Raw genomic sequence first — 23,066 nt, 5'->3', positions numbered from 1 at the left:
CGCAGGCAGTATCGCGGCATCGCCGTGAAGCCGGCGGCGATTCGTGGCACGCTTGCCGCCCCGCATCTGGCGCCTGCGCATGGTACTCGAGCATTACGGCCTGGCCGAACCGCCGTTCTCGATCACGCCCGACCCGCGCTTCGTATTCCTCAGCGAGCGCCACCGGGACGCACTCGCGCACCTGCTGTTCGGCATCGGCCAGGGCGGCAGCGGCGGTTTTGTGCAGCTCACCGGGGAAGTCGGCACCGGCAAGACCACCCTGAGCCGATTGCTGCTGGAGCAGATTCCCCAGAACACGCGCGTGGCCCTGGTGCTGAACCCGCGCGTATCGGCGATCGAACTGCTGGAAACGATTTGCGAAGAATTGCATATCGACGTCGGCGACAGGCGTGGCAGCGTCAAGGCGTTGATCGACGCGCTCAACGCCTACCTGCTCGACGCCTACGCGCAGGGCCTGCGCGTGGTGGTGGTGATCGACGAGGCGCAGAACCTGTCGGTGGAAGCGCTCGAACAGGTGCGCCTGCTCACCAACCTGGAAACCGACACGCAGAAGCTGCTGCAGATCGTGTTGCTGGGCCAACCGGAGCTGCGCGCGATGCTGGCGCGCGAGGACCTGCGCCAGCTTTCCCAGCGGATCACCGCGCGCTTCCATCTCACGCCGCTGGATGCGGATGAAACCGCGGAGTACCTGCGCCATCGCTATCGCATCGCCGGTGGCCAACGCTTCCCCTTCACCGCGCGCGCGCTCCGGCGTATCCATGCCCGCTCCGGCGGAGTGCCGCGCCTGATCAACGTCATCGCCGAACGCTCGCTGCTGGCCGGCTATGCGCGCGATGCCACCGCCCTGGACGAGCGCATCGTGGACCTGGCCGCGGACGAGGCGTTGCCCGCGCGCACCGGCAGCAGGCGCGTGCCATGGCCCTGGATCGTTGCGGCGGGTGCCGCTGTGCTGGCGCTCGCAGCATGGTGGCGGCCATCGCCACTACCGGCGCCGGCTCCCGCGCCTGCGGCGACGAAAGCGCCCACGCCGTCCGCGGCCGCGGCGATCCGTCCTGCCGCTGTGCCCCGCCTCGAACCGCCAGCACTCGCCGCGCGCCTGCAGGCGGAAGCGCCTTCGCCGCGACCGACGTGGCAACGACTGCTCACGCTGTGGCACCAGCCCGCTGCGGCCATCACCGTCGACGATGCCGGGCGCTGCACGGCCATTGCCGCGGGAGTGCACTGCGCCGCCGGACGCGCACCGCTCGATCGCCTGCTGGCGCTGGATCGCCCGATCCTGCTCGCGTTGCGCGCGCAGGATGGCGCTCCACGCTGGGCCCTGCTGCTGGGTGCGGACGCGCGACGGGCGCGGCTGGGACTGGCGACAGGTACGATCGATATCGACCGGAGCACGCTGCAGACCGTCTGGGATGGCCGCTACTTCGCACTGTGGCTTGGTCCTGCCGAACTGGCGCAACCGCTGCTCCCGGGTGGTACCGGCCCCGGCGTGGCCTGGCTGCGCGAACGACTCAAGCAGCCGGACATCAATCCGCCCCGCTACGACACCGCGCTGGCGTCCGCAGTACGTGGGTTCCAGCAGGCGCGCGGCCTGCCGACCGACGGCGTGGCCGGCTCCGAAACGCTGATCGCGCTGGCCGGCGAAAATTCCGGCCCGCGGTTGCAGCGCGAGCTGTAGGCCTGTGAGCCCCGACCCATGTCCCTGATCCTCGAAGCCCTGCGCAAGTCCGAAGCCGAGCGGCGCCGCGGCCTTCCGCCCGACCTGCACACCGAGCTGCCGCCCACGCCGCTGCGCCGCGGGCGCGCCCTCCCGGGATGGTGGTGGCTGGTGCCGTTGGCTGCAGTGCTCGGGCTGGCTGCGTGGCTGGTGCTGGCGAACCGGAGCCCGGCGCCGATCGCCAGCGTTCCGCCGCCTGCACGAACGGCGACACGGCCGCTCCCTGCCGAGTCACCGACGCCCGAGCCGCTCCCCGCTCGTACGCCCATGCCTGCCAGGCCCGCTGCAGCCGTGGCGACCGCACCCTCCGCAACCGTGGCTGCGCCGCCTGTGCCCGACGTCGGAGACGACGCGCCCACCCGCACCGCGATCCCTGCGCCAGCGCCAGCGTCTCCGCCAACGCCTGCGCCTCCACCCGCCCCCATTGCGCCGGTCGCTCCCGCCGACAGCGGCCGCGTGCTGCTGGTCGGCGAACTGGATGCGGAGACCCGCAATGCATTGCCGCCGCTGAAGCTGAGCATGCACCTGTGGAACGAGGATCCGACACGGAGGTTCGTGATCCTGGACGGACAGCGTCTGGGCGAAGGCGACCGCGTCGGCGAAGCGAGCATTGCCCGGATCGAACCCGATGGCGTTCTTCTTGAGTGGCACGGGCGCCGGGTCCGGGTCCCGGTACGCTGAAGCGGCCGGTCCAGCCGCATTCCAGCGCGGGTGGAGGGGCCGAGCATCCAACGTGAATCACAGCTGATGCTGCGGCGTGGAACGGGTACGGATCGAGGCCGCGAAGTAACCTTTCTGCTGCGGACGTCGTATACCCATATGAAGCCACAGGCAGAGACTCGCCGTGCGACCCGCCCTAGCCCCTCCTCTTCACTCCCCAGGCCGTCGCCGTTTCCTCACCGGCGCTGCCTTGTCGCTCAGTGCGCTGGCATTGGGCTGCAGCCGTGACAGCGTCGCCGCGTCGGGCGCACCCAGGGCGCTGCCCGAATCGGTGGAGATCGTCGAATTTTCCAATGACGGCAAACGCGTGCGCGTCGCCACCGTGCCGATGGTGGTCAAGAGCGACGCCGAATGGCGTCGGCAGCTTTCCCCGCTCGCCTACCAGGTCACGCGCCACGAGGGGACCGAACGCGCCTTCAGCGGGGAGCTGCTCAAGGTGCACGGGAAAGGCGTGTTCCGCTGCATCTGCTGCGACACGGCGTTATTCGATTCGAAGACCAAGTTCGAATCGGGAACCGGGTGGCCAAGTTTCTGGAAATCGATCGCGCGCCAGAACGTGGTGGAGCGTCGCGACACCAGCTACGGCATGACGCGCACGGAAGTGGCCTGCGCACGCTGCGACGCTCACCTGGGCCACGTGTTCGACGATGGTCCCGAGCCGACCGGTCTGCGCTACTGCATGAACTCCGTATCGCTTCGCTTCGCCAAGGCCGCCTGAGGCCGCCTCACTATTCCGCTGGAGATCCCCATGCACATCGGCACCCTTCGCGTCGCCCTGCTCGCCTTCGCACTGGTCGCCGCCAGTGCCTGCAGCCCGGGCCAAGCCAACGGCCAGAAGGCCGCGACATTGCCGGATCCGCAGTCCGATGCGGACGTGCCCGACGACACGACTGGCAAGCCGGCGGTCGCGGTATTCGCCGGCGGCTGCTTCTGGGGCGTGGAGGCTGTCTTCGAACAGCTCAAGGGTGTCGGCCAGGTCACCTCGGGATATGCGGGCGGCAGTACCCGGCCGCCGGTAAATTACGACGATGTCAGCAGGGGCCGCACGGGCTATGCCGAAGCCGTGCGGGTCGAATACGACCCCTCGGTCATCAGCTACGGCCAGCTGCTGAAGGTGTTCTTCTCGGTCGCGCACGATCCCACCCAGCTCAACCGCCAAGGCCCCGATGTCGGCACCCAATACCGCTCCGCGATCTTCTATGGCAACCCGGAGCAGAAACGCGTTGCGCAGGCCTATATCGCGCAGCTCGATGCGGCGAAGGCCTATCCGAAGCCGATCGTGACCCAGGTGGCGCCGCTGACGCGCTTCTACCAGGCCGAGGACTACCACCAGGACTACATGCGGCACCACCCGAACGAGCCGTACATCGTCTATCACGACGCCCCGAAGCTGGTGAACCTGAAACGGCAGTTCCCGCAGCTCGTGAAGGGCGGCTAGCGCACAGGTCGGGGCTACGCCCCCGACGCCCCAATGAGCCGATCTTCGTCGGCGCCGCAGCGCCGACTACCGCACGCTGTATCCGGCTACGCGCCAGATGCGGTCCTCGTCGAACCGGAACGAGACCAGCTCCCGCACGGGTCCGGGCGACTTCAGGAAACGGGTCGGCATTGCCACGTTGACGTACATGCCCTGCGGCACCCGCGCGCCGGCCGGGAACTGGGTGCGGCTTACGCCCGGCTCGCCGCGCTCGAGCGCCTTGCCCAGGCGATCGCGATCGCTGCCGACCTGGTTGATGAACTCGTCGCGCGGGACCAGACGCTTCATCACTGCCGACGCGCCATCCCACACCTCACCGGCGCGACCCGCATCGACCAGCGCCACGACCTGCTGCGCCGCATCGGCCATCTCGGCATTCTGCTTCTTCACCGCCGCCTGTTGCTGTGGGCTCAACTGCTGGCCGGAGACCGGCTGGGCGGGCGGCTGCGTGGGGATCTGATGTGCCGGCGCGGGTTGTCCCGCACCTGCGGGTACGGTGGATTCCTGCGCGACGGCAGCGGACGCTGCCAGCCACGTCGCCAGCAGCATGCAATGCAAGACCTTCATCGGGGGGTAGGTGTTGCGGGGGCGGACCGAATTCTACCCCTGGGGTGTCCACCATCGCCGCGCGCCGGCGGGCATCATGCGCCTACGCATGTGAGAAACCGTCCATTGGTCCGAATCATGTCTGCGAGCGGCGCGCGGGCGCCGGACCCGCGGACACGGAACAGGCAGGATGGACAGCGTGATGCCCAGGGAAAAAACGGACGCCAGCGCGCGCGAAGCGTTCAGCGACCTGCTCGAACGCCATCGCGCGATCGTGTTCAAGGTGGCCAATACCTACTGTCGGCATCCGGAAGACCGCGCCGACCTGGTACAGGAGATCGCCGCGCAGTTGTGGCGCGCCTGGCCCGGCTACGACCCGGCGCGCAGCTTCACCACCTGGATGTACCGGGTCGCCCTGAACGTGGGGATCGACTTCGTGCGCGGCCATGCCCGGCAACAGCGCCATACGGTGCCACTGGACGAAGACCTGCACGACCTGGCCGACGCCCAGCCGACCGACCACGAAAGCGCGCAGCTGTTGCGCCTGCTGCAGGGTTTCGTGGACCGGCAGCCGCCCCTGGACCGGGCCCTGCTGCTGCTCTATCTCGACGAACGGCCGCAGCGCGAGATCGCGGAGATCCTCGGCATCAGCGAAACCAATGTCTCCACCAAGATCGGACGCCTGAAACAGCGCATCCGCGACGAACTCTGACCTTTTCACTCATAGACACGACACGATGGACACCACCATGGAACTCGACGACTTCAAAAGCGCCTGGCAGACACTGGACGCACGCCTGTCGCGGCAGGACCGGCTGCAGCTGGAACTGCTGCGCGAACGCAAGCTGGACAACGCGCGTAGGGGGCTGCGATCGCTGGTGTTCGGGCAATGGCTGCAACTGCTGCTCGGCGTGGGGATCATCGTGCTGGGCGTCGCCTGCTGGTCGCGCAACCTCGACGTGCCGGCCCTGTTCGCATCGGGCGTGCTGCTGCACGCCTTCGGCGTGATCACCGCGGCAATGGCCGGATTGACCCTCGGCCTGGTGGCCATGATCGACTACTCGGCGCCGGTGGTCGTGATCCAGAAGCAGATGGCCCGGCTGTTGCGCTTCCACACCGTGAACTCCAATGTCTGCGGGCTGCCGTGGTGGATCATGTGGGTGATCGTGGTGCTCGGCTTCGCCGGCCTTGGCGATGTCGACCGCAGCCTTCCGACGCCCGCGTGGATCTGGCTGAGCCTGGCCGTCGGCATCGCCGGACTGCTGGGGACCTGGGCGTGGACCGCATGGCGGGCGCATCGCGGGCCCCTTCCGGATCGCGACATGGCCGACGGCTGCGATGGCATCCGCCGTGGCCGGCGTCTGCTCGACGAGATCGCACGTTTCGAACAGGAATGACGGCCGTGCAACGCATCGACTTCGAACTGGAACGCGACTTCATCGAGCTCAACCAGCTGCTCAAACTGGCCGGCGCCTGCGACAGCGGCGGCGCCGGCAAGCAGCTGGTGGCCACCGGTGCGGTGCGGGTGGATGGCGAAGTCGAACTGCGCAAGACCTGCAAGATCCGCGCCGGGCAGGTGGTGACGACCGGCCAGCTCGAGATCCACGTGCGCGCAGGCTGACGGACGAACGTGCGGAAGAACGGGTAGCGGGCGCCCGCCACAGCTGACTGGTGCCCGGCCACCGGCGCGGCAGCGCATGCCGGGGCGAGTGGCGCTACTGCAGCGAAAGATCGGCCTCGGGCATCGGGGTCTCGTCCGGACACGCCTTGTCCGGGAAGCCGAAGCGCTCGCGCAGCTTGCGGCTGCAGTCGTTCATCGCCTCCACGTGCTGGCCCTGGCGCGCGCAGCTCTGGCCGAACTCGCGCATGAAGCCTTCCTTCCTGCGCACGAAGTCCTGGCCGCAACTGCGCAACAGGGCGATACGTTCCAGATCCTCCTGCACCGCATTGGCACCGGACAGACCGTATTCGCGCAGCTCTTCCTGGGTGAGCATGCGCAGATCGCGGCTGGGCACCGTCATCATCAGGTCGGCAATGGCCAGTGCAGCGCCGTTGCGCTCCAGGTAGTCCTGCAGCTGCTTCTGCACTTCGCGCAGTTCCTTGTTGAGCTCGGCGCGGGTGCTGGCGGTGGAGCTCATGCGGATCATGCGATGGATGCCGACGTCGCCGGAGATCAGCCGGTTGTCGCCCGCCGCCAGGATCAGCACGCAGGCGCTGTGGCACACGGCGCCCTCGCGCACCCACAGCGTCCAGTGCCCGGCGCCGATGGCATCGCCGGCACGGATCGCGTCTTCGACCTGGCCACCCGCCGAATCCAGGTCGAGGATCCGGTTGTCGATTTCCATGCGCTCGGACATGGCGGCTACGCGCTCGACCAGGTCGGCGAAGCCGGCATCGATCTTGCCGCGGTAATGCAGGCGCACCAGACCCTCGTCGCGGCATCGATCCATCGCGTCGAGCACGCTGAAGTACTCCAGGTTCGCCAGCGGCATGCCGTCGCCCAGCTCGTAATCGGTGCTGCAGCTGATATTCGCCTCCCCTTCGCCGACCCGCGCCGCAGGCCAGTGGGTGCCGTCCAGCACGTCCTTGGGCGTGGGCAGAACATCGGTCACGGGGCGCGGAGTACTGATGGCCCCGCTGTCGGCCGTGGTCTTGCCGCGCACTGGAGCGGCCGCGGAAGCCGGCTGCTCGCGCTGACAGCCCACGAGCAGGGCCACAACCAACATCAGTCCCGCGAAAACGGGGATTTGCATCGACTTTCTGACAAGGACCGGGAGACCGGCCACCAGTCTAGGCGCATTGCCGCGCAAGCGGACGAATCGGCGATGAACCCGCGACCACTCGCTGCCGGATGGCCGCCGGCATGAGCGGGCACGTTTAACATCCCATATCCGCACCTGGAGCGATTGGATCATGTCGATTTGGCTGCTGCTGCCCGCCCTGGCGCTGGTGGCGTGGGGCGTACTCGCATTCAACCGCCTGGTCCGCCTGCGCAACCAGACCCGCACGGCCTGGGCCGACATCGACGTGCAACTGCAACGCCGTCACGACCTGGTGCCGCAGCTGGTCGCCGCGGTGCAGGGCTACGCGGGGCACGAAGCCGCGACGCTGCGCGCGGTCACCGAACTGCGCGCACAGGCAGTCGGTCTGCGCGAGCCGTCACGGCTCGGCGAGGTCGAGGAGGCGCTGGAGCAGGGTCTCGTGCGCCTGCTGGCACTGCAGGAAGCCTATCCGGACCTCAAGGCCAACCAGAATTTCGCCCAGTTGCAGCGCGACCTGGTCGATACCGAGGAACAGCTGCAGTACGCGCGCCGCTTCTACAACGGCGCCGTGCGCGACTACACCGATGCCACCCAGCGCGTGCCCGACGTGCTCGTAGCGAAAGCCGCCGGCTTCGGCGCGATCGAGTTCTTCCAGGCGCAAGCCGACAGCCGCGCCGCGGTGAAAGTGGAGATGGCGCGATGAAAACGTTGCTGACCGCTCTGCTGCTCGTGCTGGCCGCCTGCTGGCATCAGGCGCATGCCCAGGAACGCATCCTGGCCTACGACAGCGAGGTCCAGGTCAATGCCGACGGCAGCCTCGAGGTCGCCGAGCGCATCCGGGTGCGTGCCGAGGGCAGCCAGATCCGGCGCGGGATCTATCGCGACTTTCCCACCCGCTATCGGGATCGCCACGGCAACCGCGTCGTGGTCGGGTTCGAGATGATCGAGGTGCTCCGCAACGGCAGGACCGAGCCCTGGTTCACCGAGAAGCTCGGCAACGGCGTGCGCATCAATACCGGCAACGACGATTTCCTGCCGGTCCCGGCCGACTACACCTACACCCTGCGCTACCGCACCACCCGGCAGCTGGGCTTTTTCGCCGGACATGACGAGCTGTACTGGAACGCGATCGGCACCGGATGGGCATTTCCGATCGAATCCGGCCAGGTCGACGTGCGCCTTCCGCAGGCGGTGCCCGAAGCGCAGCTGCACGCCGAGGGCTATACCGGCCCGCAGGGCGCGCAGGCGCAGGGCTACCAGGCGCGGATCGTGGCGCCGGGCGCGGCGCAGTGGCGCCTCACCCAGCCGCTGGCGCCCGGGGAAGGCATGACCATCGTGCTCACCTTCCCAAAGGGCATCGTCGCCGCGCCGACCCGGGCGCAGCGGGTCTGGTGGCTGCTCAAGGACAACCGCGGCGTACTGATCGCACTGGCGACGCTGGCCGCGCTGCTCGTGTTCTGCCTGCGCCGCTGGCGTGCGCTGGGGCGCGATCCGCGCGCCGGCATCGTCATCGCGCGCTACGAGCCGCCACCGGGCTATTCGCCGGCGGCCCTGCGCTTCATCCAGCGCATGGGCCACGACCCGCGCTGCCTGTCCTGCGACCTGCTGGACCTGGCGGTGAAGGGTTTCCTGCGCATCGAGCGCAACAAGGGCCTGCTGAGCGACAGCTGGAAGCTCGTCCGCACCTCGACCGAAGGCGAGCCGCTGCCGAAGTCCGAACGCGCGCTGTTGTCGCTATTCGGCGGCGGCAAGGAAATCGAGCTGAAGAAGACCAACGCAACGCGGCTGCAGGCGGCCGGACAGGCGCAGGCGGCGGCGCTGAAGCAGGATTACGACGGGCGCATGTTCCGGCACAACGGCAAGAGTGTGGCGATGGCCGCGCTCATCGCGGTCGCCGGCTTCGCGCTCGCCATGTTGCTCGGCGGGGGCGGCGGGGTCCTGCTCATCTTCCTCGTCGGCGCGCTCATGGTCGCGACCCTGATCGTGTTCGCGATCCTGATACGCGCACCGACACCCGAAGGGCGCAAGCTGATGGACGAGATCGCCGGGCTCAAGCTCTATCTGAGCGTGGCCGAACAGGACGAGCTTGCGCGCCTGCCCGGGCCCGACGCGCCGCCCGTGCTGAACGCCGAACGCTACCAGCAGCTGTTGCCCTATGCGGTGGCGCTGGAGGTCGAGGAAGCCTGGACCCGTAAGTTCACCTTCGCGGTCGGCGCTGCGAGTGCGGCCGCTGCCACGGCCGGCATGGCCTGGTATCGCGGCGGCGGCGCGGACAGCCTCGACAGCCTGACGCGCTCGATCGGCAGCGCGTTCACCTCGCAGATCGCGTCGTCATCGACGCCGCCGGGCAGTTCCTCGGGCAGCGGTGGCGGCGGGTCTTCCGGCGGCGGCGGCGGTGGCGGCGGTGGTGGTGGTCGCTGAGCGCTTCCGTGCCCGTATCGCATCCTGTGGAAGCAAACCCGGATCGGGTCCGGGGCAGGCTCTGGTCGCGAACGCCTCGTGGTGCCTGATTCCGCGTGCCGGACAGCACGCGGCTCAAGCCGCTCCCACAAGGCGGCAGTGGATCGCGCACAATCGATCATGCTTGATCGAGCATGCTCAATCGATCCGGTAGACGCGGGCCTTGGGCAGGTCTTCGTCGACCTGCAGAAACCAGCGGCCGGCGATCCCCGGCACCACCACGATGTCCGGCGTCTCGAACGGCGTGCGCAGCTTCATGCTGCCCTTGAGCACCTTCCACTGCTGGCCGTTTTCCAGCTCGAAGACGGTACCCGGCGCCCAGCCCGCGACGCTGCCTTTGAGCCGGCTCCGGATCGGCTGGTCGCTGAAGCCCATCAGCGAGGTCGGATCACGTCGGGGTTTGCCCTGCGCGGTTTCATAGCGCGCAGTCTCGACCGGCGGCGCCGCAGCTTCGGCCTGGCGCAGATAGCGGTTGAGCAGCTCGAGCTGCTTCGGGCTCAGGCCGACTTCGCGCAATTGCCCCGGGGTCAGCTTCTGCTCGATCCCCGTGTAGGCCTGCTGGGCGATGGCCAGGCAGGAGGCCGACAGCAATACCAGCAGCACGATTCCGGTGTTCACCCGCATGACGTTGCAACCCTGTCGACGCCGTGGCGGCGCGATGGCGAGCATGCGACGGTTTCGTGACAGTCCTGCGACAGGATCAGGCGCGCCGCAGCGACCAGAACGGAATGGTGCGGCGCAGCCGGTAGCCCATCCCTTCGTACAGGGCCATCGCGCGCGCATTGGCCTGACTGACATGCAGGAACGGCAGTCTGCCGCTATGCAGGGTGTCGTTGCTCAGCATGGCGGTCAGACGCCGCGCATAACCGCGGCCGAGGAAATCAGGATGGGTGCAGATGGCGCTCATCTCGCGGAAGCCGGGTGCGCCCAGGCGCTCGCCGGCCATCGCCGCGAGCCGGCCTTCGACATAGATGCCGAAATAACGGCCGAGCTCCATCGTGCGCGGACGGAAATAGTGCGGGTAGACCAGCGCGGTCAGCGCGAGCGCATCGGCGCGGTGTTCCGGGCCCAACTCAATGATCGGTGGTCCCTCCGGCACGGCCACTTCGCCGTCGCAGGCCATCTGCGCCAGGTCGTCGAACGCCTCCAAGGCCCAACCCTGCGGCACGCGCGCAGGCGCCACGCCCATCAGCAACACCGAGTCTCCCGGCGGCACCAGGCTGTCCAGCACGCCGCCGGTGTCCACTCCGGCGTGCGCCACGCCCAGGAACGGCGCGACGTCGGCGGGGAAGCGCCGCACCTCATCCGAGCCCAGCGCGAAATGCGCATGGAGGCTGTGCAGCGCGGACCAGAACGGATTGTCGAGCGGATGGTCGGACGACATGGGTAAATTCTATCGGCGGCCGGCGCGGCGCCACACCCCGGGCAGGCATCTGGCCGTTGCCCGCGGTCGCGCGCGTTGGCAGTGCTGACCTCTTGCAGGAGCGTTTCCCATGTCCTCGACCATGACCCGCCGCCGGCTGCTCACCGTCCCGATGGCGCTGGGGGCCTCCGCGCTGGTTCCCGGGTCGTTGGCCGCCGCGCTGGCTTCCGAATCGCGCCCCTTGCCGGACCTGTCCGACTGGAATCGCGTACGTGCGCAGTTCGCGCTGGATCCCGGCTACGCGCATTTCGCCAGCTTCTTCATCGCCAGTCATCCGGCGCCGGTCCGCGATGCGATCGAGGCGTGGCGCAAGGCCATGGATCGCGATCCTTTCCAGGTGATCGAGCACGGCATGTTCGGCAGCGATGCGGACAACATCCCGATGCAGGTGACAGGCTCGATCGCGCGTTATCTGGGCGGCAATGCGTCGGACATCGCCCTCACCCGCAGCACGACCGAAAGCCTGGCCATCGTCTATCACGGCCTGCCGCTCAAGCCCGGCGACGAGGTGCTGGCCACCGTGCACGATCATTATTCCCACCACGAGTCGATCCGCCTGGCCACCGCACGCGCTGGCGCCACGCTGCGCAAGATCGCGCTGTTCGACGAGGCCGCGGACGCGAGCACGGCGGCGATCATCGAGCGCCTGCTGCAGGCGGTCGCGCCGCGTACCCGCGTGGTCGGCCTGACCTGGGTGCATTCGAGCACCGGCATCCGCCTGCCGATCCGCGAGATCGCCGCCGCGCTGAAGGCAAAGCATCCGGACGTGTGGCTGGTGGTCGATGGCGTGCACGGGATCGGTGCAGCCGACGAAACCATCGCCACCATGGGCGCGGACTACTTTTGCGCCGGTTGCCACAAGTGGATGTTCGCGCCGCGCGGCACCGGACTCATCTGGGCGAACGCGGAGAACTGGGCGCGGCTGCATCCGACGATTCCCAACTTCAGCGAACTCGAGTCCTACACCGCCTGGACCGAGGACCGCGCACCGTCGACGCCCGCAAACGCGGCGCGCATGACCCCGGGTGGCTTCCACGCCTTCGAACATCAATGGGCGATGGGCGCCGCGTTCGACATGCATCAGGCGATGGGCCGCGCGCGCGTGGCCGCGCGTATCCGCGAACTCAACGACCGGCTCAAGGCCAGCCTGGCGGGCAACCGCAAAGTCAAGCTGCATACGCCGATGTCCGGGGACCTGTCCGCGGGACTGGTCGCGTTCGAGGTCGAGGGCATCTCGCCCGCCGATGTGGTCCGCCGACTGCTTGAACGCCGGATCATCGCCAGCACCAGCCCTTACGCGGTCACCTATGCGCGGCTGGCGCCGAGCCTGGTCAACACGCCCGAGGAAGTCGACCGCGCCGCGCAGGCGGTGCATGCCATTGCGGCGTGAGCCAGAGCAAGTAAACCCGTGCGGCCCGGTTCACGGGTCCGTGCACACGCATCGCGCACATCGCGTGGGCTAGTTTGTCGACACACACGCCTTGGAGAGCCGCCATGCGCATCCTGCTCACCGGCGCCACGGGCCTGGTCGGCCAGGGCGTATTGCGCGTCTGCCTGGACGACCCAGAAGTCGTCCACGTGAGCGCGCTGGGCCGCCGCGCGAGCGGCCAGGTCGACGCGAAGCTTGAGGAGCTGCTCGTCGCTGATTTCGCCGACCTCGCGCCGGTCGAAGACCGGCTGCAGCCTTTCGATGCCTGCCTGTACTGCGCCGGCGCCCTGCCGATCGGCGCGGAAGCCGAATACCGCCATGTCACCGTCGATCTCACCCTGCACGTCGCGCGCGCGTTCGCGGCACGCAATCCGGCGGCGCGCTTCGTCTACATCTCCGGCGCCCACTCCAACCCCGACAGCGCGATCATGCCGCTCAAGGTGAAGGGCGAAGCCGAAGCGGCGCTGGCCGCGCTGCCGATCCGCACCATCATGTTGCGCACCGGCGGCGTGCAGCCGGTGCACGGGGTGCGCTCGCCGCATCCGGCGATGGCGGCGCTGTATACCGTCGCGGGACCGCTGATGGGGTTGGGGCTGAAGCTGGTGCCTGGCCTGCTCACCAGCACCGAGAACGTGGGCATGGCGATGCTGCAGCTGCTGCGGATGCCCGACCCGCCGGCGATCGTCGAGAACGATGCCATCAATGCGCTTGCCGATGCCTACCGCGCGTCTTCCGGCTCGCCTAGCGCGCAGGATTCGTCCGCACCGTAACCAGCCCCGCGGCGATCCGCCCGACTTCAGCGATCACCGCATCGCGTTGCGGGCCGGCGGCCTCATCGGGCGCGTCGTAATACGCGGCCACAAGCAACGGCCTACGTCCCGGCGGCAGCAGGATGCCCACATCGTTGGTCGCGCCGCGTTCGCCGGTCCCGGTCTTGTCGCCGACGAGCCAGTCCGCGGGCACCCCGGCCCGCAGGCGGCGTCCGCCGGTGGAGCTGGCGAGCAGCCAGTCGCGTAGCTGGGTGCGCGAGGTCGCCGACAACGCATCGCCCACCAGCAGCGCGCGCAGGGAAACGAGCATCGCCGCCGGCGTGGTGGTATCGCGCTCATCGCCCGGCGGCACGTCATTGAGTTCGGGTTCGATCCGGTCGAGCCGGGTGGCCGCATCGCCGAGCGAGCGCGCGAACGTGGTCAGCGCCGGCGGGCCGCCGAAGCTGGCCAGCAGCAGATTGCCGGCGGTGTTGTCGCTGACGGTCACGGCCGCCTGGCACAACTCGGCAAGCGTCATGCCCGCGCCGACGTGCTGTTCGGTCACCGGCGAATAGGTCACCAGTGCGTCCCGGTCGTAGACGATGCGTCGATCGAGCTGTTCCTCGTCGCGATCGACCCGTGCCAGTACCAGCGCCGCCGCCAGCAGCTTGAACGTGCTGCACAGGGCGAAGCGCTGCTCGCCCCGGTGGTTGATCCGCCGGCCGCTGTCGACATCGAGGATCGCGACCCCGAGGCGGCCGCCGTGGACGCGTTCGAGCGCCATCAGCTTCGCAACCGGACCTTCCGGATCGACCTCCGCAGCGGCGGCGTGACGCAGGCCACCGGCCCACGTCGCGGCGCCCAGGCCGGCCAGCAGCAGTTTGCGACGCGAGCAATACGGATCCATCGCATCACTCTAACCGGGCGTGGATCAGGCTTGCGCCCACGAAGCTGAATTCGGCGGGGCGCCGGTTGGATCGACATGTCGATTGCCGCCTTGCCGGTTCGTCGTACCAGCAAGGCAGGCCGATGCACCGCGGTCGCGATGCCCTGCCCTTGCAACCCAAAGGAGATGAGACATGCCCTATATCGACGGTTTCGTGCTCGCAGTCCCCACCGCCAACAAGCAGAAGTTCATCGATCATGCCAGGACCGGCGATTCGGTCTTCGTCGAGTACGGCGCCAGCCGCGTGCTCGAATGCTGGGGCGACGAGGTCCCCGACGGCAAGCAGACCGATTTCAAGCGTGCGGTGCAGGCCAAGGACGACGAGAGCGTGGTCTTCTCGTGGATCGAATGGCCGGACAAGGCCACGCGCGATGTCGGCATGGAGAAGGCGATGAAGGATCCAAGGCTCACGCCCGAAAACAACCCGATGCCGTTCGACGGCATGCGCCTGATCTACGGCGGCTTCGCGCCGGTAGTCGAGCTTGGCGCGCGATAGGCGGCCCGCATGCGCAGGATCATCGTCGCGGCATTCACCAGCCTGGACGGCGTGATGCAGGCCCCGGGCGGTCCGGACGAGGACCGCAGCGGCGGGTTCGCGTACGGCGGCTGGGTCGCGCCCCACTTCGACGAGACCGTCGGCGAAGCCATGGGCGAACTGTTCTCGCGTCCGTTCGAGCTGCTGCTGGGCCGGCGCACGTACGACATTTTCGCCGCGCACTGGCCGCGCGTACCGGACGACAACCCGGATGCCGACATCGCGGCGCTGTTCAACGGCATCACCAAGCACGTGGCGACGCATCGCCCGGACTCGCTGGACTGGCAGAACAGCCAGGCGCTGGGCGAAGACGTCATCGCCTCGCTGCGCGTGCTCAAGCAGGGCGACGGACCCGACCTGCTGACCGAGGGCAGCAGCGATCTGGTGCAGCAGCTGCTGGCCGCCGACCTCGTGGACGAGCTGCGGGTGCTGGTGTTCCCGGTCGTGCTGGGACGGGGCAAGCGCCTGTTCGGCCAGGATGCGGCACCGGCGGGACTGATGCTGCGCAAGTCCGTGACTTCGCCCAGCGGCGTGGTCATCGCCAACTACGAACGCGCCGGCGAGGTACGGACCGGCTCGTTCGCGCTCGAGGAACCGACAAAGCCCTGAACCGGTACTCGCAGGCAGCAGTCGCAAGGCAGGCCCCCGGGACGTCCCCCGGGGCCTGCGTTCTCGCCTATTCCGCCTGTTCCAGCAGCTCGTAGGCGCGCACGTAGTCGACCTGCAGCGTCGCCGGAAACACGCTGTCGTCCACCCCTTCCTTGCCGCCCCAGTTGCCGCCGACCGCGACGTTGAGCAGGAAATGGAAGCGCTGGTCGAACGGCCACGCATCGGGCCCGGTGCCTTCGTTGGCGAACGCGAACATCGGGATATCGTCGATGTAGCCGCGGATGCTCTCCGGAGTCCAGTCCACGCGATACAGGTGGAAGTCCTCCATCACCCCGTCGACGAGGCGGGTGGCGGTGCGCTGGGTGCCGGCCACATGGTTGTAGGCCTGGGTATGCACGCTGATGTGCACGCGCTCTGGGTCGAAGCCCACGTGTTCCATGATGTCGATCTCGCCCGAGCGCGGCCAGTCGCCGTATTTCCAGTCGGTCGGCAGCATCCAGATCGCAGGCCAGGTGCCGCGGCCCGAGGGCAGCTTGGCGCGCACCTCGAAGCGGCCATAGAGAAAATCGCCCTTGCCCTTGGAGATCAGCCTGGTCGACGTATAGGCACGGCCGTCCCTGGATTCCCTGCGCGCAACGATATGCAGCACGCCGTCGCGCACGAATGCGTTGTCCGCGCTGTCGGTATAGAACTGCAGCTCGTTGTTGCCCCAGCCGTGGCCACCCAGGTCGTAGCCCCACTTCGCCGGATCCGGCTTGCCGCTGTAATCGAACTCGTCCTGCCACGTCGGCGTGGATGCGAAGGTCCAGGCCTTGTCTGGCGTGGACGACGCAGCGCGCGTCCCGACGCCTTCTCCCGGGGTAGCGCACGACGCCGTCGTCAGCAACACGGCCAGCGTCGCGAATCTCGTGGTCATTGCGAAGACATGCATGGTCTGCTCCGGGGCTGCGAGTTTGCTGGCGATGGTGCGCCGGGCTGCGTCAGAAGAACGCGATGCCCGGACGCAGCACCAGCTGGAACAGCGCCAGCAGCGCGAGCACCACCGCCAGCGGCCCTGCGATCGGCCACGACCGCGACCCGGTTCCCACCACGGAGCGCGCCTGACGCCATGCGCCCGCCTGCAGCCAGACAACGCCCACCACGGTGACGACCACCGGAACGATCAGCACTTCGATCCATTCCCGCGGCACCCGGAACGGCACGATCAGGCCGATGGCCAGCAGCGCCGGCAAGGTCGCCGCCAGGAACACATAGCGGTGACGGGCGCCGGAATCGGCGACCTGGGCCGGATTGCCGGCCAGTTCGAGCAGCGGCTTCAACAGCCACAGCGCGAAAAGCGGAATCGCGACCAGCGCGAGCAGCGCCACCAGCGTCCTGGCGCTCTCGCCCATGCCCAGGTATGCCATGGCGCGTCCGGCGTCGCCCTGCGGCAGCAGGGCACCCGTCGCCAGCTGCGGCAGCGCCATGAACACGCCGCTGAATGCCAGCCAGAACAGAAGCAGACGCCACCATGCCGCGCCCGTGTTTTCGCGCCGCAGCCACCATCCGCATGCGATGCCGAACAGCAGCGTGGCCAGCACGCCGGTGCCCTGGAACAGTTCGGCCAGCGGATGCGTGCCGGACCAGCTGTGGTTGTTGTGGAACAGGGTCGGGCGCAGCCCCGGCACCAGCGCCTTGGGCAGCACCAGGAACAGTTCCTGCACGAAGAACACCAGATTGAACGCGAGCACGTAGAGCAGCATCGAGACCAGGCTCATGCGCCAGTTCCAGGCTGGCAGCGGGCGCACGGCAAGCGCGCGCTGGCCGCGCGTGCGCGCCCAGCCCAGGACGGCGTAGGCCATCGGCGCGACGACAAGGACCAGCAGGATGGCGATCGGCAGCATGTGTGTCCGCATGCAGAGCATGCATGGAGGAAACCGACGCGAGGATACGTCAGCGCCCCGTGCTAAGGACACGGGGGCGGAATCGGAATCCAGGCAGCCGGCACATGAACATCCGCGCGCAAGCCGTTAGGATGGCCCGGTCCCGCTGCGAGGAGCATTCCATGCGCCGCATCCGGCACGACCCCGACGGCCTGCGCCTGCCGATCAAGCTCGACAGCACGAGCAATGGCGAATTCGTTCCCGTTCCGCTGGAGCCGGTCCACTACCATGCGCGCAGGCTGGCGCTGGAGAACGCGACCGCGCACGCGCGCCGTGTCGGCCGGACCCGGCGCGATTTCCTCGTCTCCTCCTGCGGCGCGGCGACCACGCTGCTGGCGATGAACACCGCATTTCTCGCCGGCTGCAGGCGCGGGGCGTCGTACGAGGTACCGAAGGAGGCGGCGCTGGAACCCGCGGCCGCGGACGCGGCGCTCGGCGGCAACGAATTCATCTTCGACGTGCAGGGTCATTTCGTGAACCCGACCGGCGCATGGACGCGCGCCCTGCCCGAGGGCGCACGCCCGCTCGGCTTCGTCGACATGAGCGGCTGCGCGGCGGCCGACGCGCCGGGGCTCGACTACCTGCGCTGCGTGGGAAGCGAGGAATTCATCAAGGACATCTTCCTCGACTCGGACACCGACCTCACCGTGCTCAGCTTCGTGCCTTCCACCCGCGAGGACGAGCCGCTCACCATCGAGGAAGCCGCGGCGACCGCCGCCGTGGTGGAGAAGATGGAGGGCACGCACCGGCTGTACCTGCATGGCCGGGTCAACCCCAACCAGCCGGGCGATGTCGAGGACATGCAACGCCTTGCGGAGCGGTTCGACATCGCCGCGTGGAAGACCTACACGCAGTGGGGCCCGGACGGGCGCGGCTTCTTCATGGACGACGAGCCCGGCCTGCGCATGATCGAGGAAGCGCGGCGCCTGGGCATCCGCAACATCGCCATCCACAAGGGCCTGCCGTTCGGCCAGAAGTCCTACGAGCACAGCACCTGCGTGGACATCGGGCGCGTCGCCAAGCGCTTCCCGGACGTCAACTTCCTGATCTACCACTCCGGATTCGTCACCGAGAAAAGCGAAGGACCTTACGATCCCGCGCGCAGCGACGGCATCGATGCGCTGCTGACCTCGCTTGAGGAGAACGGCATCGGCCGGGGCGGCAACGTGTACGCCGAACTGGGTTCGACCTGGCGGTTCCTGATGCGCGATCCCGACCAGGCCGCGCATGCGCTGGGCAAGCTGTTCGCGCGCCTGGGCGAGGACAACGTGCTGTGGGGCACCGATTCGATCTGGTATGGAAGTCCACAGGACCAGATCCAGGCGTTCCGCACGTTCCAGATCTCGCCGGAGTTCCGCGAGCGCTTCGAATACCCGGAGATCACGCCGGCCATGCGCGCCAAGGTGTTCGGGCTGAATGCGCTCAAGCTGTATCCGGTGCCCGAGGATGTGCTCTCGAAGCATCTGGCGAAGGACGCCATCGCCGCGCGGCGCGAGGATTACCGCAATGCCCCCGACCCACGCTTCGCCACCTACGGGCCGAAGACGCGACGCGAATTCCTGAATCTGCGAGGCTGGGGCGCTGCCTGAGCGCCCACGATCGTGTCGGCGCGCGTCGCCCCTGCTACAGCGCGGCGTACCACTGCGCGAAGCGCTGCCAGGTCGGGGTGCCCGGGACCAGCAGGATCGATGCATGCAGGGAGACGAACAGCCCGAGCAGCACGACGAAGGCGCGGCGCCCGCGCGCCGCATGGCGATCCAGCCAGATCAGCAGGCCGAGGATCGCGTAGATCACCGAGAAGCTGATCCACACGTAGAACGGCGGCGGCACCGAGGGCACCCAGAAAATCATCACCCGCGCCAGCGAGGGATCGATCAGGGTCAGCGCGGTGCCGGCCATGTAGCGCGCGTGCAGCGCGGCGTCGCGGCGGTGGCGGATGCCCAGGCCCCAGACCACCATCAGGATGGTTGCGCCGGACATGCCCAGGTACAGGATGGTCTGCTGCATCGGCAGCGCCGCGACCGGCGCCGAGGCGATCCGCTGCTGCGCCAGCACCAGCGCGGTGACCGCGATCATCGGCACGACCAGGTAGGAGGCCTTGCCGATGCGCCTGTGCCAGGCCCGCTGCCGCCCACGGATCAGCATCGGCTGGGCGATGAGCATCGCGATCCACGCGAGCATGGAGACCGCATGCAGATGGGCCAGCTTCTGCGCAGCGCCGAGCGCGCCGAAATACGGCTTCCAGAAGCCGAACACTGCCACCCCAAGCAGCAGCAGGACCCACGGCCATGCGCCGGTGCCCCAGATGCGCGTGCGCTGGAAGTAAGGTGTGGTCGTCATGGCTGCCCCCGATGCGTTCCACACCAGAACGGTATCAGGGCGCATTAACGGTCAGCAGCGGGCATGGCTCCTGGAACCCGCCTGGGGCACCGCACTCAGTGATCTGCCGCGGGGCACGCTGGCGGCCACGACGGATCCGCACCGGGGTGCAGATCGACCAGGAACAGCTCCCCCGAGTCCGCGCCTTCCGCCTGCGCAAACAGCAGGCGCTTGCCATCCGGCGACAGCAGCGGTCCCACCTGGAACACGTCCGCGCGCGCCGGCACCTGACCGCGATCGCGCCAGTCTTCGCCGACCCGGTCGTAGACGTACAGGTGCGAGCGTTCGCCGCGGTTGGCCACCACCACGATGACCTTGCCGTCGCGCGACAGGTCGGCTTCGTATTCGTCGGCCGGACTGTTGACCGGCGCAGGCAGCGGCTCGACCCGCCACTGCCCGTCCGCCAGCGGCGTGGCCATGAACAGATCGCGCCCGCCCGGACCACCGGGCCGGTCGGATCCGAACAGCAGGCGGCCATCGGGCAGCTCGCGCGGCAGCAATTCGGTATGCGGTGAGTTCACCGGCTCGGGCAGCCGCTGCGGTGCGCCCCACGCGCCATCCGCTTCGCGCTCCACCTTCCAGATGTCCAGGTCCTCGCCGTTGTGGCGCGCGCTGCCGTAGTACAGCCGCTGGCCGTCGGGGCTGAAGGCCGGATCGGTTTCGAGCACGCCGGGCGCTGCGGCGAATGCGGGCTCTTTCGGCGCCGACCAGCGTCCGTCCTCGCAACGCGAATGCAGCAGGCGGTAGTTGTCGAACTGACGGTCGGCGCGGAAGAAGAACAGCTCGTGGCCGTCGGGCGAGAGCGTCGGCGAGGATTCGTACTGGTCCGTCGCCAGTGCCGGCGGGGTCCAGCGCACCGGGGCCGCCATGGTCGGCGCGTCTTCGGCGGGCGCGGCTTGGCAGGCCAGCAGCCCCGCGAGCAGACACGGGCCAATCGCATTGCGTGCAGGCATCGGGCTCTCCTCGTCGGATGCCGTAACATCCTAGGCGCGGCCGCTGCGGGTCGGCTGCGAAAATTATGCAAGGCAGCCTTGAATCGCACGATCCAGGCGCTTCGCGATCGGGCGTCGGGCGCCCTTGTGCGCTTACGGACGCGACATCTCGATCAGCCGCCGCACCGTATTGAGATTGCGCGCGGTCCCTGCCTTCGCTGCTGGCACCTTGAGCTTCGAATCGCGCATGCCGTCGCCGTAATCGACGTAGATCTCGCGCCGGCCCAGGGCGATCCGCTCGCCCTGCCGGTGCGCGACGCGCTCCAGCGCGTCCGTCGGTGGCGCGGCGTCGAGGAAGCTGACCATCAGGCGGTTGCCGGCGGCGTCCGCGAACGGGTTCGCCGCCACTACCGCCGCCAGTTCGGCATGGGTGCGCACGAGCACGCTCACCGGCCTGCCGAACCAGCCGGCCAGCGCGGTTTCCAGCGCGGCCTTGACCGAGGCTTCGGTGCCGGTGGCACGAAACACGACGTTGCCGCTGGCGATGTAGGTGCGCACTTCGGCGAAGCCGGCCGCCTCGCACAGCGCCCGCAGCTCGGCCATCGGCAGCTTGCCGGTGCCGCCGACGTTCACCGCGCGCAGCAGCGCGATCCAGGTCGTTGCCTTCATGTTCTCTTTCGTCCACGTGGCGCGGCGGCGCGCCTACACCTTCATTGTCTTCCACCCGCCGCGCGAGAACAGCCACAGCGTGAACAGGCCCACCGAAGTCTCGGAGACGAACACCGCCCAGAACACGCCGGTCGCTTCCCAGCCCATCTGCAGGGCGAGCAGCCAGGCCAGCGGGATCTGGATCAGCCAGAAGAACACCAGATTGATTCGGGTCGGGGTGACCGTGTCGCCGGCGCCGTTGAAGGCCTGCACCGCCACCATCCACCAGCCGTAGACGAAGAACGAATACGACAGGATCCGCAACCATTGGGCACCGACCGCGACCACCGCGGGATCTTCGCTGAACAATCCGACCAGCCGGTCCGGCAGCAGGAAGAACAGCACCGACACGACGACCAGATAGGCCATGTTGTACCAGCCGATGCGCCAAACCGAGGCTTCGGCGCGATCGGGCTGCTCGGCGCCCAGGTTCTGCCCGACCAGCGTCGCCGCCGCGTTGGACATGCCCCAGGCCGGCATCATGGTGAACATCATGATGCGGATGGCGATGGTGGCGCCGGCCACCGCCTCGCTGCCGATGCTGGCCAGGATCCGCATCAGGAAGATCCACGAGGTCATCGCCACGATCATCTGGCCCACGCCGCCCAGCGAGGTGCGCACGATGTGCCAGAGGATCGTGCCGCGCCAGACCAGCTGCGAGGTCAGCACGCGGATGTGCTGGCCGCCGCGGAATAGGATCCACAGCTGCATCAGCACGCCGGCGCCGCGCCCGATGTTGGTGGCGATGGCCGCGCCTTCGATGCCCATGGCCGGGATCGGACCGAAGCCGAAGATCAGGATCGGGTCCAGCACGATGTTCAGGCCGTTGGCCACCCACAGCACGCGCATGGCGACGGCCGCATCGCCCGCGCCACGGAAGATCGCGTTGATCACGAACAGCAGCATGATCACGGCGTTGCCGCCGAGCATCCATTGCATGTAGCGGGAACCGTGCTCGAGCGTCCAGGCGTCGGCCCCCATCAGCGCCAGCAGGTCGCGCGCCCAGACGATGCCCGCGACCGCGAACGGCACCGAGGCCAGCAGCGCGATCCACAGGGCCTGCACCGCGGTGACGGCGGCTTCCTCGCGCCTGCCTTCGCCGATGCGCCGCGCCACCAGGGCGGTGATGCCCATCGCCAGGCCCATCGCGATCGAATACAGCAGGAACAGATAGCTCTCGGTCAGCCCCACGGTGGCCACGGCGGAAGAGCCGAGTTTGGCGACGAAATAGATGTCCACCACCGCAAACGTGGACTCCAGCACCAGCTCGAGCACCATCGGCACCGCAAGCAGGAACACGGCGCGGCGCAGCGGAATCCGGGTGTAGTCCGCGCCGGTGCCGCGGATGGCATTGCGCAGTTCGGCCCAGAGCGAGTAGCCCCCGGCCGGGGCCGCCATCGTCGCGGCGGAATCGTCGGATAGCGAAGGCTGCGGTTCGTGGCTCATGCTGGATCGTCCTGCGGGCCGTGGCGGGAGGTCGCGGCGGCGTATCACGCGCCGGCCGTTCGAGGATACGACGGGCCGGCGGGTGTAATTTCGACAACGGCGCCCTGATCGCGATTCAATCCGGCCGCCGCCGTTGCAGCGGGCGCAGGCGCGCCTTCGGCAGGCTGAGGGTCAGGCCCGCGTTCCGGCCGGCAAGGGTGGCGATGCGGTATTCGGCCGCCGTGCCGATCGCCAGCGAGCTTTCCGTGAACTGGATGCGGGGCGGGGTCGTTCGATCGCGTACGGGCTTCTGCAACGGTGACGACCGGT

General features: G+C 68.5%; 26 protein-coding genes. 14 read left to right on the top strand and 12 right to left on the bottom strand.

Annotated features, from left to right (window positions below; translation table 11 throughout):
* Window positions 1-79 precede the first annotated feature (79 nt).
* The 4 genes from MC375_RS09525 to msrA all read left to right on the top strand — a co-directional run bounded on the left by MC375_RS09525 (window position 80) and on the right by msrA (window position 3,872).
* On the top strand, window positions 80-1,675 hold the full coding sequence (locus MC375_RS09525; RefSeq protein WP_242103117.1) for an ExeA family protein: 1,596 nt from the start codon (window positions 80-82) through the stop codon (window positions 1,673-1,675).
* Window positions 1,676-1,693: 18 nt separating this feature from the next.
* The gene (locus MC375_RS17720; RefSeq protein ID WP_277929420.1) at window positions 1,694-2,395 is read left to right on the top strand and encodes a general secretion pathway protein GspB; all 702 of its coding nucleotides are present in this window, start codon (window positions 1,694-1,696) and stop codon (window positions 2,393-2,395) included.
* A 229-nt stretch (window positions 2,396-2,624) separates the two neighbouring features.
* Window positions 2,625-3,152 (top strand): peptide-methionine (R)-S-oxide reductase MsrB, encoded by a 528-nt coding sequence (msrB, locus tag MC375_RS09510; protein ID WP_242103116.1) that lies wholly within the window; start codon window positions 2,625-2,627, stop codon window positions 3,150-3,152.
* 30 nt (window positions 3,153-3,182) lie between these two features.
* On the top strand, window positions 3,183-3,872 hold the full coding sequence (gene msrA, locus MC375_RS09505) for a peptide-methionine (S)-S-oxide reductase MsrA (RefSeq protein WP_242103115.1): 690 nt from the start codon (window positions 3,183-3,185) through the stop codon (window positions 3,870-3,872).
* 66 nt (window positions 3,873-3,938) lie between these two features.
* Here msrA and MC375_RS09500 read toward each other — a convergent pair whose 3' ends face one another.
* Entirely contained in the window at window positions 3,939-4,478 is a 540-nt protein-coding gene (locus MC375_RS09500; protein WP_242103114.1) for a DUF4019 domain-containing protein, read from the bottom strand.
* A gap of 181 nt (window positions 4,479-4,659) precedes the next feature.
* Here MC375_RS09500 and MC375_RS09495 point away from each other — a divergent pair, with 181 nt between their 5' ends.
* Genes MC375_RS09495 through MC375_RS09485 form a run of 3 tightly spaced genes read left to right on the top strand, consistent with a single transcriptional unit; the run spans window position 4,660 to window position 6,078 of the window.
* Window positions 4,660-5,169, top strand: coding sequence for a sigma-70 family RNA polymerase sigma factor (locus MC375_RS09495; RefSeq protein ID WP_242103113.1), 510 nt, complete (start codon window positions 4,660-4,662; stop codon window positions 5,167-5,169).
* A 25-nt stretch (window positions 5,170-5,194) separates the two neighbouring features.
* The gene (locus tag MC375_RS09490; protein WP_242103112.1) at window positions 5,195-5,854 is read left to right on the top strand and encodes a serine/threonine protein kinase; all 660 of its coding nucleotides are present in this window, start codon (window positions 5,195-5,197) and stop codon (window positions 5,852-5,854) included.
* 5 nt (window positions 5,855-5,859) lie between these two features.
* Window positions 5,860-6,078, top strand: a complete 219-nt coding sequence (locus tag MC375_RS09485) for an RNA-binding S4 domain-containing protein (RefSeq protein WP_242103111.1) — start codon at window positions 5,860-5,862, stop codon at window positions 6,076-6,078.
* 94 nt (window positions 6,079-6,172) lie between these two features.
* On the opposite strand, the gene MC375_RS09480 is transcribed toward MC375_RS09485, so the two are convergent.
* Window positions 6,173-7,210 (bottom strand): hypothetical protein, encoded by a 1,038-nt coding sequence (locus tag MC375_RS09480; protein WP_242103110.1) that lies wholly within the window; start codon window positions 7,208-7,210, stop codon window positions 6,173-6,175.
* 160 nt (window positions 7,211-7,370) lie between these two features.
* Between MC375_RS09480 and MC375_RS09475 the strand changes: the two genes are divergently transcribed.
* Window positions 7,371-7,922, top strand: coding sequence for a LemA family protein (locus tag MC375_RS09475; RefSeq protein WP_242103109.1), 552 nt, complete (start codon window positions 7,371-7,373; stop codon window positions 7,920-7,922).
* Window positions 7,919-9,640, top strand: coding sequence for a DUF2207 domain-containing protein (locus tag MC375_RS09470; RefSeq protein WP_242103108.1), 1,722 nt, complete (start codon window positions 7,919-7,921; stop codon window positions 9,638-9,640). Before MC375_RS09475 ends, MC375_RS09470 begins: the two co-directional genes overlap by 4 nt.
* A 177-nt stretch (window positions 9,641-9,817) precedes the next feature.
* Here the strand turns inward: MC375_RS09470 and MC375_RS09465 are convergent, their stop codons facing one another.
* Complete coding sequence (locus MC375_RS09465; RefSeq protein WP_242103107.1) at window positions 9,818-10,348, bottom strand: hypothetical protein; 531 nt, start codon at window positions 10,346-10,348, stop codon at window positions 9,818-9,820.
* A gap of 31 nt (window positions 10,349-10,379) precedes the next feature.
* A complete protein-coding gene (locus tag MC375_RS09460) occupies window positions 10,380-11,063 on the bottom strand; it encodes a GNAT family N-acetyltransferase (protein WP_242103106.1) in 684 nt (227 codons plus the stop codon).
* 109 nt (window positions 11,064-11,172) lie between these two features.
* Here MC375_RS09460 and MC375_RS09455 point away from each other — a divergent pair, with 109 nt between their 5' ends.
* On the top strand, window positions 11,173-12,492 hold the full coding sequence (locus tag MC375_RS09455) for an aminotransferase class V-fold PLP-dependent enzyme (RefSeq protein ID WP_242103105.1): 1,320 nt from the start codon (window positions 11,173-11,175) through the stop codon (window positions 12,490-12,492).
* A gap of 104 nt (window positions 12,493-12,596) precedes the next feature.
* A complete protein-coding gene (locus tag MC375_RS09450; RefSeq protein ID WP_242103104.1) occupies window positions 12,597-13,301 on the top strand; it encodes an NAD-dependent epimerase/dehydratase family protein in 705 nt (234 codons plus the stop codon).
* On the opposite strand, the gene bla is transcribed toward MC375_RS09450, so the two are convergent.
* The gene (gene bla / locus MC375_RS09445; protein ID WP_242103103.1) at window positions 13,273-14,187 is read right to left on the bottom strand and encodes a class A beta-lactamase; all 915 of its coding nucleotides are present in this window, start codon (window positions 14,185-14,187) and stop codon (window positions 13,273-13,275) included. The genes MC375_RS09450 and bla overlap by 29 nt on opposite strands.
* Before the next feature lie 172 nt (window positions 14,188-14,359).
* Between bla and MC375_RS09440 the strand changes: the two genes are divergently transcribed.
* Entirely contained in the window at window positions 14,360-14,722 is a 363-nt protein-coding gene (locus MC375_RS09440) for a DUF1428 domain-containing protein (protein WP_242103102.1), read from the top strand.
* 9 nt (window positions 14,723-14,731) lie between these two features.
* Window positions 14,732-15,370 carry a dihydrofolate reductase family protein gene (locus MC375_RS09435; protein ID WP_242103101.1) on the top strand — a complete coding sequence of 213 codons (639 nt, stop codon included), beginning with the start codon at window positions 14,732-14,734 and terminating at the stop codon, window positions 15,368-15,370.
* A 67-nt stretch (window positions 15,371-15,437) separates the two neighbouring features.
* Here MC375_RS09435 and MC375_RS09430 read toward each other — a convergent pair whose 3' ends face one another.
* Together MC375_RS09430 and MC375_RS09425 are read right to left on the bottom strand one after the other, a co-directional pair.
* A complete protein-coding gene (locus tag MC375_RS09430) occupies window positions 15,438-16,286 on the bottom strand; it encodes a glycoside hydrolase family 16 protein (RefSeq protein WP_242103100.1) in 849 nt (282 codons plus the stop codon).
* A gap of 64 nt (window positions 16,287-16,350) precedes the next feature.
* Complete coding sequence (locus MC375_RS09425) at window positions 16,351-17,265, bottom strand: hypothetical protein (protein WP_242103099.1); 915 nt, start codon at window positions 17,263-17,265, stop codon at window positions 16,351-16,353.
* Window positions 17,266-17,414: 149 nt separating this feature from the next.
* On the opposite strand from MC375_RS09425, the gene MC375_RS09420 reads away from it, so the two are divergent.
* A complete protein-coding gene (locus tag MC375_RS09420) occupies window positions 17,415-18,881 on the top strand; it encodes an amidohydrolase family protein (RefSeq protein WP_242103098.1) in 1,467 nt (488 codons plus the stop codon).
* A gap of 34 nt (window positions 18,882-18,915) precedes the next feature.
* Here MC375_RS09420 and MC375_RS09415 read toward each other — a convergent pair whose 3' ends face one another.
* The 5 genes from MC375_RS09415 to MC375_RS09395 all read right to left on the bottom strand — a co-directional run bounded on the left by MC375_RS09415 (window position 18,916) and on the right by MC375_RS09395 (window position 23,052).
* The gene (locus tag MC375_RS09415) at window positions 18,916-19,632 is read right to left on the bottom strand and encodes a hypothetical protein (RefSeq protein ID WP_242103097.1); all 717 of its coding nucleotides are present in this window, start codon (window positions 19,630-19,632) and stop codon (window positions 18,916-18,918) included.
* 95 nt (window positions 19,633-19,727) lie between these two features.
* On the bottom strand, window positions 19,728-20,624 hold the full coding sequence (locus tag MC375_RS09410) for a hypothetical protein (protein ID WP_242103096.1): 897 nt from the start codon (window positions 20,622-20,624) through the stop codon (window positions 19,728-19,730).
* Between the two features lie 132 nt (window positions 20,625-20,756).
* Window positions 20,757-21,272: a DUF1697 domain-containing protein gene (locus MC375_RS09405; protein ID WP_242103095.1), complete on the bottom strand. Its 516-nt coding sequence runs from the start codon at window positions 21,270-21,272 to the stop codon at window positions 20,757-20,759.
* Between the two features lie 33 nt (window positions 21,273-21,305).
* Entirely contained in the window at window positions 21,306-22,757 is a 1,452-nt protein-coding gene (locus MC375_RS09400) for an MATE family efflux transporter (RefSeq protein WP_242103094.1), read from the bottom strand.
* 115 nt (window positions 22,758-22,872) lie between these two features.
* Window positions 22,873-23,052, bottom strand: coding sequence for a hypothetical protein (locus MC375_RS09395; RefSeq protein ID WP_242103093.1), 180 nt, complete (start codon window positions 23,050-23,052; stop codon window positions 22,873-22,875).
* Window positions 23,053-23,066 lie beyond the last annotated feature (14 nt).

Source organism: Lysobacter sp. M2-1 (genome assembly GCF_022662495.1).
Lineage (GTDB): Bacteria > Pseudomonadota > Gammaproteobacteria > Xanthomonadales > Xanthomonadaceae > JAKPBU01.
Note: the sequence above shows the minus strand (reverse complement) of the source record. Positions and strands in the feature narration are given on the sequence as shown.